Below are 12,352 nucleotides of genomic sequence, written 5' to 3'. Positions count from 1 at the left end.
CAACCTGTCTGACCCCGCTCAGGGACCGGGCGTCACTACGCGCCCGATGGCTAAGGAATTGCCTACGGATTATGCATCATCATCCCGGCCTGTCGCGGCCCGCCAGCCGCGTCACGACGCTGGCGGCCCAGGACGAGGCGGGGCCCCAGGTCACCGCGCAGCCGGTGCCGGTGCCGCGCACACTGCGTCAAGCACGGCGAACGGGTTGGCCGGACGCGCCGCTTCAGGCGGGAGGGCATAGCGCAGCGCGCACGAGGCGTTGGCATCGCTGCCCCATTTCACCATCAGTTCGCCATGGTCTTGCTTCAGCCCGCGCACGATGATGCGTCCGCCCTGCCCCACGGTGCCAGCCGCCTGGCCCTGCGCATCGGTGACCTCCGCCCCGAACGGCAGCGGCGTTCCGTCCGGGCCCCTGACCCGCAGGATCGCCGCGCGCCCGGGGTTGTCGGTCTCGAACTTCATCTTGACAATGGCGCCCGCGGTCGGCGCCGTGTTCTGCTGCGTGGTCTTCAGCGCCACGCTGATCGGCAGGCCCTTGGGATCGATCTCGACCTGGTTGGTGGAGAACGGGGTCAGGCTCGGCACGATGGCATGGCCCCACGGATCCACGCGCAAGCCGCTGCCATTGGCCACGCGCGCGCCCGCGGCGTCAGCGGCCTCGACAATCGCCATGGTGTCGCCGGGCATCGGGGTGAACGCCACGCCGCCGGCATAGGCGACGATGCCGCCGCTGATGCCCAGACCGGCCTGCGAGTAATTGCGTCCCTTGCTGGCACTGGCGGTGAGGTTGGCGAAGGGCGACACGTAGCCGACATTGGCGCCGACGGTGGCGGTGTCGGTGCTGTTGCCGCCGCCGGTGTAGCCTGCATTGACGCCGTAGGTGAACGCGTTATCGTCGCCCAGCGTGCCGGTTACGGATTGCTGCAGCGAGGTGCCGCCTTGGGTATCGTGGGACACGCTGGTCATCGAGTACGGCGCATGCTGGCCGCTGCCGAGCGGAATCCCCACCGTGAGCATCACCCGGGTGTCCCATTTGCCGGCATTGACGTTGAACTGGCGCGACGCCGAAATCCCGTAGTTGATGCGCTTGTAGCTGTTGTTGTAGCCCGCCTGGAACTGGGTGTCGCTGCCGCCGCGGTTCCAGTAGTTCTGCGTGGACCCGGTCAGGTAGAACGAGCCGTAGCCCTGCGGCAGCATCTGGTTGATGGTCACCTGCAGCCGACCGCGCTGGATCCCGCCGATAAACATGCCCGCCGCCATGCCGCGCTGCTCCAGGTCGCGCAGCGCCATGGCATCGGCCATGCTGAGGTAGCCGCTGCTGGAGTAGCGGTAGGCGGCCAGCGTCAGGTTGGTGTTGGTCGGCGCCACCAGCTTGCTGTACGACAGCCGCACGCTCTGGCCGCTGCGGCCGCCGGCGTTGTCCAGGCTGGTCCAGGCTTGCGTGATGTCAGCACCGAAGGCGCCCAGGTCCGTGTTCAACGCCCCGCCGCCCATGACCGCGGTGTAGTCCTGCGCGGCAATAAAGCCGCCGTAGCCCGTCACCATATTGCTGATGCCGTGCTGGACCGTTGCCTGCATCATCATCGGACGGCTGTGGAGCGTCACATTGCGGTACTGCCCGACGGTAATGCTGTAGCGCGTGATGCCCGGGCGCAGCGCATTGACGGCCGCGGCATAGGGCACGCGCGCGGTGCGAACGCTGCCATCGGCTTCCGTGATCACCAGTTCCAGGTCGCCGCCATATCCGGTCGGATACAGGTCGCTGATCTCGAACGCGCCGGGGGCAACCGTGGTTTCATAGATGATGCTGCCGCCCTGGCGCACCTGCACGCGGGCATTGCTGTTGGCAATGCCGCGCACGACCGGTGCATAGCCGCGCTGCGACTCGGGATACATTCGGTCGTCGCTGGCCACCTGCACGCCGCGAAAGCCGAAGCTGTCGAACAGCGCGCCGTCGGTATAGGCTTCACCGATGACCAGCTGGCTGCGGATCGGTGCCAGCGCGCGCTGCAGGCTGGTCTGCACGCTCTGGTAGCGGGTCCCGTCGAAATCGCCATGCGTCAGGTTGCCGACATGGCGGAAGCGCCAGCCGCCGAAGTTAAGGCCGGCGTTCAGGCCGACGTAGCTCTGCGTGGTCGAGAACCCGCTCGCATCCGAATGGTAGACGTTGGCGTTGTACTGCAGCCGCGCCGCGGTGACGCCGTCGTCCCAGTACTTGGGATCGACATAGCCCCGCGCCGTCCGCGACATGGCAACCTGCGGCACGCTCACGTCCAGCCGCTGTTCGCCGTTGTCGAAGCTGGCGGTGGCATCGGGCACCAGTCCGGGCAGCGCCACGCAACCGGCCACCAGGCTTGCCGAGGCTTCCGGCGACAGCTTCGCCAGGTCGATCCCCATGCGCTCGACCGCCGCGCGGTCGAAGCACGGCTGCACATTGCGGGTGTCGTCGCCCACCGGGCGCAGCGTTACCTCGCTCCGGCCCAGCCAGACGTCGTTCACGTATAGCTCGGCGCGATAGTTGCCCGGCAAGGCCACGTTGCCCTTGTTGAAGCGGCTCACGTCGATGCGGACCCCACCGGGCTGCTGCAGGAACGTGTCGTTGAACTCGACTTCGGCAAGCAACGCCGGACGGCCGGTGTTGCCAGACGCCCCCCACGCGCTCGCGCTGGCAAACAGGGACAATACCACCGCGCTGGCTGGACGCAGCCGGGACGGGAACGACGAGGTCTTCTGGGTTTTCATGGTTTATGCCGGATATCTGGCACTGCGCGGGCAAGACTTGCCCCTGCCGCGGGCGCGGCATCATCAATCGAAGCAATGCAGCCTGGAAGATTGCCGGGCGCCGCCCGGCGAGGACTAGCGCTAAGCGGCCGGGGCGCCGCCGTCCAGCGCGGCTTCGCCGCGCGCGGCGCCGCCGTAGTCATTGATGGTGTGGAAGCGGACCCTGGCGTCGGGGCCGGGCGCAATCTCGCCGGTAAGCGGGAAGGTTCGGGTTTCGCCCGGAGCGATCATGCCGCCCTCTTCAAACCGGCCGGTCTTGCCGCCCCCTACCAGTTCGATCCTGGCGAAGGAAACGTGGTAGGCGCTGGGGTTGCTGCCCTCCAGTGCAGGCTTGCCGCCGGCCTGGACCAGGCGCCAGCGGATGCTGGCCGGGGCTTCGTCGGCCGTGCCCTTCAGTCCATCGGGCCGGAAGAACAGCTTGATGCGCGAGCGGAAGGCGAGCTGCAACGTGTTGGCACCGGCGTCTTCGGCCGCGGGCTTGGGCGGGATCTCCAGCACGTTAAGCCAGAACACGGATTCACGGTCCGGCGCCAGCGGCTCGCCGGTGTAGAGGATGCGCAGGGTCTGGCCCTTGCCAGGATCGATACGCGACACCGGCGGGGTCACGGTGAACGGCGCTTCGATGGCTGCCGGTGCCGCCTTCGGATCGCCCGTGTCGATCCACGCCTGCGTCAACGCCGGCGCCTTGCCTTCGTTGGTCAGCTTGATGGTGGCCTCGGTCTCCTGGGCGCGATAGATGACCCGCGTACCGGCGATGACCACGGAGGCCTGGGCGTGCATCGCACTCAGGAGCCCGAGCGCAACGACGCCGGCGGAAATCAGGGACTTGATCGTCATGTTCATGATGACAGCGCGATGGCGGGTTCGGCTGAACCGGCAACCGGGTGAACCGCGAGAAGAGGATACCGGCGAGGTCTGGTGATGCAAGGCGCGGAGCGCGCCGGTAACACGCTCCGCCCCTTGAGGCAGCAGGCTTACTCGTAGGCGATGGAGTACATCACGCTGGAGTTGGCGATACCGGCGCTTGCCTGGCCGGTGGCGTAGTACTGCGCGTAGTACCAGAGCGTGGCGGCGCCATCGGTGAGCGGCACGGAATTCGAACCCTGCGCCTGGTCGGTGAAGCCCGCCTTGATCGGGGTGTTGGCGGTGCCGCCGTTCAGCAGGCGGATCTGCACGTTCTGGGCGCCGCCCGCATCCAGGATCAGGTTGCCGGTGGTGGCGTCGGTGGTCGGCCCTGCCTCGAAGAACGTATGCACGTTGCCGGTGTTCGGCGTGCAGTTGGTGAGGGCGATGTTGAACGGCGTCTGTCCGGCGACCTTGCCGGGCCCGTTCAGGGTCGTGGCCGAAACCACTGGCAGCTGCACGTTGAAGTTCTGGGCGCCGCTGCCATTGCCGTTGATGGTGCAGGTCTGGGCGGTGATCTTGCCATTGAAGGTGATGGTGCCATCGGCGGCATGGGCAAACTGCGCGCCCATGGCGGTACCGGCAACGATCAGTGCGGCGAGAAGCTTGTGATGGGTCATGATGGGTGATTCAAAGGTTGGTGGGTCATGGCTTGCGGATCCGGCGGATCCCGCCCTTCCCCGTACCGTCGTGCAAATGCCGATAACGCTGTGCCGTTGCCGCCCGGCGCCGGGGACAAGTGGAATATAGGGAGGAGGCTTAATGCCACCAATCAGGCAAGCCTTAGATCTGGTTCGGAATTTTCCCTTTGCTACACCAGGGCCACGGCATGATGCGTCGGCACCACCCGTGCTTGCAGAGCGAGCCTATTGCAGGGTCACCGCTACTGATGTCGTGCAGCGTCTGCAGCCCTGCTTGCCGCGGCGGCCGGCGCTGCGCCGATGCGCCTGACGTGCGCGCCTCAGGCCGCCGCGCCGTCCGCGCGGCACGTTGCCGGCACCTCGCCGTAGCGTGCCATCAGCGCACCGGCAATCGCATTGGTCCAGCCAAAGCCGTCCTGCAACGGATACTCGCCGCCGCCACCGCCCTGGGCGGCCCCTTCGATGCGCCGGATACGGTATTTCTCCACCAGCTTGCATTGGTGGGAGTACAGGCTGGCCACGGTGGCCAGCCAGCGCCGCGCGAGATCGCGCGCGAGGGCCGCGTGGCCATAACGCTCCAGGCCGCACACCGCCAGCCATTGCAGCGGGGCCCAGCCGTTGGGATGGTCCCATTGCTGGCCCGAGGTGCACTCCGTGGTGGCCAGGCCGCCGTCCACCAGCAGCCGGTCCTGCACCGCGTGCGCCACCGCTTGCGCATGCGCCGGGCGGGCCAGGCCGAGATAGAGCGGCATCACGGTGGCCGCGGTGAGGGACCGGCGCGGCGCGCCGCGGCACCAGTCGTAGTCGACAAAGACGCCCGCGGCGCCATCCCACAGGTATTGCAGGATGGCGGCCTCGCGCCGCTGCGCCGCGGCGCGGTACACCTCTGCCGCGGCATCGCCGGCCCGCTCGCACAGCGCGGCAAGCCGCATCTCCAGGTGCCACAGCAGCGCATTGAGGTCGACCGGCAGCATCGCCGTGGTGCGGATGGTGGCCAGGTCAGTGGGCTGGCCGGCGGGCAGGTCCGGCGCGTCGAGCCAGCGCGAGCTGAAGTCCCAGCCCGACTCCGCCGCGGCGCGCAGGTCGCGGAACACCATATGGTGCGGGCGGCCGCTGCGCAGCGCGGTCTCCATGTCTTCGAGAAACGCCTCCTCGCGCGGCCATGGACGATCGTCCCAGTAGCGGTTGAGCACCGCGCCGCCGGGCAGGCAGACCACGCGGCGGTGCGCGTGGCCGGGACACAGGCCGTCGGCGCCGTCCATCCAGAAGGCATATTCGCGGCGCAGCTGCGGCAGGAAGTCGAGCGCGCTGGCCAGCCGCTCGCGCTCGAGCAGGTCCACCATCAACGCAAACACCGGTGGTTGCGAGCGGCTCAGGTAGTAGTTGCGGGTGCCATTCGGCACCAGGCCGTAGGTATCGAGCAGGTAAGCGAAATTCCGCGTCATCTCCACCATCAGGTCGCCGTGCCCGCTGCTGGCCAGCCCTTCCATGGTGAAGTAGGAATCCCAGTAATAGAGTTCACCGAAGCGTCCGCCCGGCACCACGTAGCGGTGCGGCAGCGGCAACAGTGACGACAGTGGGGGATGGGCCACGGGCTCGCGCGTCAACACCGGCCACAGGCCGTCGATATGCTCGCGCAGGGTGCTGGCCGGGTCGGACACGTAGTGGCTGTCCGGCACGGTGGCGCGGGTGAAATACGCCTGCACGAAATCGGCCAGCGAAAAGCCGGGCGTATCGCGCATCTCGCGATAGCGCGCCACGATCAGCTCAGGGTCGCAGTTGGGGATGCAGTCCGGAAAGGTCTTGCTGTCGGCGAACAGGCCGCTGTGCTGGACGTCGACGAACAGCTCGCAATAGCGCGCCGCGGGCGACAGCATGTCGGCGCAGGCGCAGCCCGGCAGCGCCTGCGGCGGCGGGCAGTCGCGGTGCGTGATCCATTCCGGGCGCGCCGCCGCATGGATCTTGCCGGGCGCCGCGGCCGGCCCGGCCACCGCGCCGGCGCCGTCCGGCGTGGCCGGGGCGTTGCGCGGCACCGTGCTGCCGCTTGCCGCGGTGCCGGGCGACGGTGGCACCGCGGTTTCGGAATCGGGCGTGCCGGTCGGCCGCATGGACACCTCCTCGTACCGGCCACGGCCGGCTCCTATGGCATAGAAATAGGAGCCGCGCAGCGCACGGTAAGTTCGCCGCCGCGGCGCAAAGCGCCGCATGTGCCACGCCAGGGCGAACCGCTCCGCGCCCTATACCTCCTTCTCGCCATGCTGCACCGGGATCGCCGGCGCGGCCTCGCGCACGCCCAGCTGCATGAAGATCCAGGCCGACGCGCAGGTAATCAGCCCCATGCAGGCAAAGGTGGCATGGAAGGCCGGCAGCACCGCCGCGGGATCATCGCCAAAGCGGTGCTGGAAGGTCGCCAGCAGCGCGCCGGCCGTCGTCACGGCCAGGCTCATCGACAGCATCTGCACCATCGACAGCATGCTGTTGCCGCTGCTGGCACCGGCGCCGCTGAGATCCTTCAAGGTGACCGTGTTCATCGCCGTGAACTGGATCGAATTGACCATGCCGAACAGCGCCAGCAGCGGCACCAGCAGCCACAGCGGCAGCTGCGGCGAGATCAGCGCAAACGCCGCCATCACCAGGCCCACCACGAAGGTGTTCGACACCAGCACGCGCCGGTAGCCATGACGCTGGATCAGCCGCGTGGCGAGCCGCTTGGACGCCATGCCGGCCGCGGTGACCGGCAGCATCATCAGGCCGGCGTCCAACGGCGCATAGCCCAGGCTGACCTGCAGCGTCAGCGGGATCAGGAACGGCATCGAGCCATTGCCGATGCGCGCGAACAGGTTGCCCAGCAGCCCGACGCTGAAGCTGTGGATGCGGAACAGCCGCAACGGGAACAGCGGCTGCTTGCGGCGGTTGGCGTGCAGCCCGTAGGCGGTCAGCGCGGCCATGCTGGCGATCAGCAGCACCAGCACGGTGGCGTGCTGGAAGCCCAGTCCGCCGAGCCCGTCAAGCGAGAACGACAGCGCCAGCATGGCGGTGGCCAGCAGCAGGTAGCCCGCGAGATCGAAGCGGCCGACGCCGGCCAGCCGCGCATTGGGCATGTAGCGCACGGTGGCGAGCGCGCCCAGCACGCCGACCGGCACGTTGATCAGGAAGATCCAGTGCCAGGACAGCGCCTGCGTCAGCCAGCCGCCCAGCGTGGGACCGATCAGCGGCCCGATCATGCCGGGGATGGCGACGAAGCTCAGCGCCTGCAGGTATTGCTCGCGCGGAAAGGTGCGCAGCACCGAGAGCCGCCCCACCGGCAGCAGCATCGCGCCGCCCACGCCCTGCACCACGCGCGCGCCGATCAGGAAGTTCAGCGTCGGCGCGTAGGCGCACAGCAGCGAGCCGGCCACGAACAGCGCGATCGCGGTCTGGAACACGGTGCGGGTGCCGAAGCGGTCGGCCAGCCAGCCCGAGGCCGGGATCATCACCGCCATGGTCAGCGAGTAGGCGATCACCACCGACTGCATCCGCAGCGGACTCTCCCCCAGGCTGCGCGCCATCGACGGCAGCGCGGTATTGACGATGGTCGAGTCCAGCGTCTGCATGAAAAAGCCGACCGCCACCACCCACAGCATGATGCGGCGGGTGCGGTCGTCGGGCGCGGGCGTGGTCATGGTGCGGCTCCGGTCCGGCCGGCGCAGGGTGACCCGGTGCGCGCCGGCCAAAGCCAACACCTTAAAGGGCAACGACGGCCGAGGCAATCGGCGCCAGGCTTACAGCGCGGCCCGCAGCCCGATGAAGAAGCGCCGGCCCGGCGCCGGCTCGAAGTAACGCCCGTTGGCCTCGTTGACGATCACCGAGCCGAGGTAGCGCCGGTCGGCCAGGTTGTCGATGCGCCCGAACAGGTAGAGACGCGTCGGGCCGATCCGGAAGGCATAGCCGGCGCGCAGGTTGAACACGGCATAGCCCGGCGCCGCCTGGGTGTTGAGGTCGTCGGCATAGACGCGGCTGTCGGCACGCAGCTCGGCCCCCAGCGTCAGCGGCGCGAGCGGCCGCCACGACAGCTCCGCGGCCACGCTGTGGCGCGCGGTGCCGGGCAGGCGGTTGCCGGCCGCCACGGCCTGTCCCTGCGCGTTGATAAAGCCGTCGCCGAAGCTGGCATCGAGCCAGGTATAGGCCAGTCCCGCCTCGATCCGGCTGCCGCCGCCCCGCCCCGGCGTGCCGACTTCGTCGAGAAAGCCGGCGCGCCAGCCCAGCTCCAGGCCGCGACGGCGCACGCCGCTGACATTCTGGTAGACCGTGCGCCCGGCATTGTTCGAAAGCGGCACCACCTCGTCATGGCTGTCGGCATCGAACAGCGCCGCTTCCAGCCGCTGTCGCGCCGCCTGCCACTTGATGCCGATCTCGCCCTGGCGGCTGGTCGAGGCCTGCAGGCCCAGGTTGCTGCCGGTGCCGCCGGGACCATAGGCCACCTCGGTCAGCGTCGGGGTTTCGAAGCCGCGTCCGAGGTTGGCGTAGACGTTGAGGGCGTCCAGCGCATGCCAGACCACGCCGAGCACCGGGCTGACGTTGCTGTAGCGGGCATGGCCGCTGTCGTCGGGGCTGGCCGCCGTGATGAAATGGTCGGCTATGCCCAGCCGCACCCGGCTGGCGCGCGCCCCGCCCACCAGTTGCCAGGCCGGATGAAAGGTCCAGTCGAATTGCGCGAAGGCGCCGAGGTCGGTCGCGGTATTGGTTTCATCGCGGCGCAGCGCCCCTTGGGTGCCGTCCTGGTTGACGTAGCCCTGGCGGCCGTCGCGCATGCCATTGGCTTCGAGCCCGGCGCTCCACAGCATGGGCAAGCCGGCGGCGGTGGTGGTGCGCCGGTTCCAGGACAGCGCGGCGCCGCCGTAAGTGCGGTCCAGGTCGACGATGCCACCGGATGAGGTGGGTGCGGCGCCGCTGAAGCCCAGCCGCTGGTACAGGTTGCGCGTGCCGCCGTAAAGGCGTGCCGACAGGCTGTCGGTGCCGCTGACCTGGTGGTCGACCACCACCCCGGCCTGGGCCTGCTCAACGGTCTTGCCGGTATCGAACTGCGTGGCCGCGGCGACGGCCTGGCGCGGATTGGCATCGGCCTGCGCCCGGGTAAGGCCGAGCGGGTCCTGCGCCAGCGGCTGGTTGAAGTAATTGAACTGGCCGGTCACGCGCGTGCCGCTGGCCGGCTGCGCCACCACCCGGCCATTGAGCTGGTAGCGGCGCGCCGCGCTGTGGTCGCGGTAGCCATCGGTCTGGTAGGTCCACGCATCGAGCGAGCCGCCGAGCCGGTCATTGCCGCCGGCCAGCGCCACGCCGGCCTGCCACTGGCCGTCGCTGCCGAGGCCGGTCGATGCGCGCGCGGTGAATCCGTCCGTGGGCGGATCGGGCATGAACACCTGCACCACACCGCCCGAGGCATTGCCATACAGCTGCGCGAACGGGCCGCGCAGCACCTCGACACGGCTGGCATTGGCGAGGTCGGCCGTCGACGCCTGCCCCTGCCCGTCCGGCATGGTGGCGGGAATGCCGTCGACATAGAGACGCACGCCGCGCACGCCAAAGGTCGAGCGCGTGCCAAAGCCGCGCACGGCCAACTGCAGGTCCTGAGAATAATTCTGCCGGTCGCGTACCGCCACGCCCGGCACGCCGGCCAGCACCTCCGACAGGCTCACCAGCGGCGTGGCGCTGCGCAACGGGTCGATCGGCACGCTGTCCACCGCGGCGGGCGCGTCGAAACGGCGCTGCTCGCTGCGCGTGGCGCTGACCACCACGTCGGGCAGGGTCTCGCCGGTGGCCGCGGCCACGGCCGTGCCGGACGCATCCGCGCCCGCCGCCGCCCGCGCGGCGGCGCTGGCCAGCACCAGCACCGCGCAGGCCAGCGCATCGATAGCCGGGAAGCGATAGGAGGCACGGCGCTGCTGCCGCACCGGGATCTGCCTGCCGCCTGGGTTGATGGGCATCGGAAGCGGTTGCGGATGGAGTTGCGGTTGGGGGCCGTGGCGCGAATACGGGCTGCGCCGGTGGGGGTGGATATGGCGCAACTTTATCCCGGCCCCGTGATGATGGCTACGCGCCACGACGCCGGGAAAACCCGGGGATCGGGGCGGGGCCGCCCCTGGAATAGAAGTTCAGAAAATTTCAACAACTGATTGCACAACGGCTTCAATCGTCGGCCCTTCTCCACCCTACACTGCTTTCACCAGCCGCTGCATCCCGCGCCCCTCCTTATACGCGACGCAGCATAAGGATATTCAGATTTTCGAAATCAAAGGACCGACATCATGACCACCGCCACCACCCGCGTTGCCATCGTCTACCACAGCGGCTACGGCCACACCGCCCGGCAAGCCCAGGCCGTAGCGCGCGGCGCCGGCAGCGTCGCGGGCGCCCAGAGCCTGCTGATTCCGGTCGAGGACATCGACCAGCACTGGGATACCCTCGAACAGGTCGATGCCATCATCTTCGGCGCGCCGACTTACATGGGCAGCGCCTCGGCCCAGTTCAAGGGCTTTATGGACGCGACCTCGCGCAACGTGTTCGCCAAGGGCGGCAAATGGGCCAACAAGGTCGCCGCCGGCTTTACCAACGCGGCCTCGCGCTCCGGCGACAAGCTGGCCACGCTGCAGCAGATCGCCATCTTCGCGGCGCAGCACGGCATGCACTGGGTCAACCTGGGCCTGCCGCCGGGCCACAACAACTCCAAGTCGACCGAGGACTCGCTGAACCGCCACGGGTTCTTCCTCGGCGCGGCCGCGCAGTCGGATGCGGATGTCAGCGCCGAGGTAGCGCCGCCGCCGGCCGACCTGCGTACCGCCGAGCACCTGGGCGCGCGCGTGGCCGAAGTTGCGCAGCAGCTGGTCGCGGGCCGGCAGGCGCTGGCGGCGCTGAAAGAAGCTGCCTGAGCGCGTCGCGCGCCGGTCGCGGCGGGCCCGATGTCCGGGGACTGACCCCGGCGCGGGCCCTCCGCTCAATACAGCACCTCCAGTACCTCGAACAATTCGATGTCCTTCTGCGCTGCCGAGCGCGCGCGGCGCCGGATTTCCTGCAGCATGCAGTCGGTGAAGCACTGCGCCGCCGGACTGCGCACGGCGTTATGGCGCGTAATGATGCCGAGCCGGCTGGTCTCGAACCGCTCGGCCAGAGCCAGCGGATGGATCCAGCCCCGCATCGGATCGGTCAGCAGCAGCGGCTGCGGGCAATAGCTGATCATGCCGGCATTGCGGATCAACTCCAGCAGCAACGCGGTCGAGTGTGCGCAGTGCAGGCGCGCGGGATCGATGCGGGCTTCATGCTGCCAGAACAGGTTGCGCATGAACGGCTCGTAGCTGGCAGCGGTGTAGTTGACGACCCAGTCCTGCGCCAGCAGTTCGTGCAGCGAGCGCGCATCCGCGCACGGGTGCCCGCGCCGCGCGATCACGCATGAGGTGTACCCAAGCAGTGGTTCGCATTCGAACTCCTGCGTGGACATTGCCGCGGTGAACGGCCCCACCGCGAAGTCCAGCGTACCTTCGCGCAAGCGAGGCAAGGCCACCGCGGTCAGGCCTTCGAAGATCTCCACCTGCACGCCCGGCATGCGTTCGCGAAAGCGCAGCAGCACGCGCGGCAGGAACGTCAGCATGACCCACGGCGTGACGCTGAGGCTCAGGCGGCCCACCCCTTCACCGCGCAGCGTGGCCAATTCCTCACGGGCACGGGCGAGTTGCCCGACCACCAGCCTGGCATGGCCCAGCATGCGCTGCCCCGCCTCGGTCAGCGCCACGCCGCTGGCGGTGCGAGACAGCAAGGGCAGCCGCGCCTCGCTTTCCAGCTCGCGCAGTGCCTTGGTCACCGCCGCCTGCGACAGCCCGGCAAGCCGCGCCGCGGCGCGGATGGTGCCGGCATCGGCCACCGCCACAAGGGCCTGGATCTGGTGCAGTTTCATCGACATGGCGGCTCGGCAAGGTGACAACCAATGGTTGTCAGGATAACAGTATTGCGGCTATCGGCACGTGCTGGCGCTGCCTAAGATCGCTCCACACCAAGCC

The 12,352-nt window shown here is 68.9% G+C and carries 8 protein-coding genes; 1 reads left to right on the top strand and 7 read right to left on the bottom strand.

All coding sequences use genetic code 11. The features are described 5' to 3' along the window. Nucleotides 1–150 precede the first annotated feature (150 nt). The 6 genes from ACOCMH_RS05465 to ACOCMH_RS05440 form a co-directional block, all read right to left on the bottom strand. The gene (locus ACOCMH_RS05465; RefSeq protein ID WP_427308146.1) at nt 151–2,742 is read right to left on the bottom strand and encodes a fimbria/pilus outer membrane usher protein; all 2,592 of its coding nucleotides are present in this window, start codon (nt 2,740–2,742) and stop codon (nt 151–153) included. Nucleotides 2,743–2,862: 120 nt separating this feature from the next. Beyond that, entirely contained in the window at nt 2,863–3,624 is a 762-nt protein-coding gene (locus tag ACOCMH_RS05460; protein WP_427308145.1) for a fimbria/pilus periplasmic chaperone, read from the bottom strand. 131 nt (nt 3,625–3,755) lie between these two features. Beyond that, the gene (locus ACOCMH_RS05455) at nt 3,756–4,304 is read right to left on the bottom strand and encodes a fimbrial protein (protein WP_427308144.1); all 549 of its coding nucleotides are present in this window, start codon (nt 4,302–4,304) and stop codon (nt 3,756–3,758) included. A 341-nt stretch (nt 4,305–4,645) separates the two neighbouring features. Then, nucleotides 4,646–6,433 carry an alpha,alpha-trehalase TreF gene (treF, locus tag ACOCMH_RS05450; protein ID WP_427308143.1) on the bottom strand — a complete coding sequence of 596 codons (1,788 nt, stop codon included), beginning with the start codon at nt 6,431–6,433 and terminating at the stop codon, nt 4,646–4,648. Between the two features lie 129 nt (nt 6,434–6,562). Further along, on the bottom strand, nt 6,563–7,987 hold the full coding sequence (gene mdtD / locus ACOCMH_RS05445) for a multidrug transporter subunit MdtD (protein ID WP_427308142.1): 1,425 nt from the start codon (nt 7,985–7,987) through the stop codon (nt 6,563–6,565). Nucleotides 7,988–8,086: 99 nt separating this feature from the next. Further along, entirely contained in the window at nt 8,087–10,282 is a 2,196-nt protein-coding gene (locus ACOCMH_RS05440) for a TonB-dependent receptor family protein (protein ID WP_427308369.1), read from the bottom strand. Between the two features lie 327 nt (nt 10,283–10,609). Between ACOCMH_RS05440 and ACOCMH_RS05435 the strand changes: the two genes are divergently transcribed. Beyond that, complete coding sequence (locus ACOCMH_RS05435) at nt 10,610–11,230, top strand: flavodoxin family protein (RefSeq protein ID WP_427308141.1); 621 nt, start codon at nt 10,610–10,612, stop codon at nt 11,228–11,230. A gap of 65 nt (nt 11,231–11,295) precedes the next feature. Here ACOCMH_RS05435 and ACOCMH_RS05430 read toward each other — a convergent pair whose 3' ends face one another. Continuing rightward, nucleotides 11,296–12,255, bottom strand: a complete 960-nt coding sequence (locus ACOCMH_RS05430) for a LysR family transcriptional regulator (protein ID WP_427308140.1) — start codon at nt 12,253–12,255, stop codon at nt 11,296–11,298. Nucleotides 12,256–12,352: the final 97 nt, after the last annotated feature.

Source organism: Cupriavidus sp. H39, from assembly GCF_050271075.1.
GTDB classification, from domain to species: Bacteria; Pseudomonadota; Gammaproteobacteria; order Burkholderiales; family Burkholderiaceae; genus Cupriavidus; species Cupriavidus necator_B.
This window is presented reverse-complemented; position numbering and strand designations above follow the sequence as displayed.

Bases quoted from the DNA above. Each gene is read 5' to 3' on its own strand.
- ACOCMH_RS05465 (WP_427308146.1), bottom strand. From the start codon at position 2,742: ATGAAAACCCAGAAGACCTCGTCGTTCCCGTCCCGGCTGCGTCCAGCC.
- ACOCMH_RS05460 (WP_427308145.1), bottom strand. From the start codon at position 3,624: ATGAACATGACGATCAAGTCCCTGATTTCCGCCGGCGTCGTTGCGCTC.
- ACOCMH_RS05455 (WP_427308144.1), bottom strand. From the start codon at position 4,304: ATGACCCATCACAAGCTTCTCGCCGCACTGATCGTTGCCGGTACCGCC.
- treF (WP_427308143.1), bottom strand. From the start codon at position 6,433: ATGCGGCCGACCGGCACGCCCGATTCCGAAACCGCGGTGCCACCGTCG.
- mdtD (WP_427308142.1), bottom strand. From the start codon at position 7,987: ATGACCACGCCCGCGCCCGACGACCGCACCCGCCGCATCATGCTGTGG.
- ACOCMH_RS05435 (WP_427308141.1), top strand. From the start codon at position 10,610: ATGACCACCGCCACCACCCGCGTTGCCATCGTCTACCACAGCGGCTAC.
- ACOCMH_RS05430 (WP_427308140.1), bottom strand. From the start codon at position 12,255: ATGTCGATGAAACTGCACCAGATCCAGGCCCTTGTGGCGGTGGCCGAT.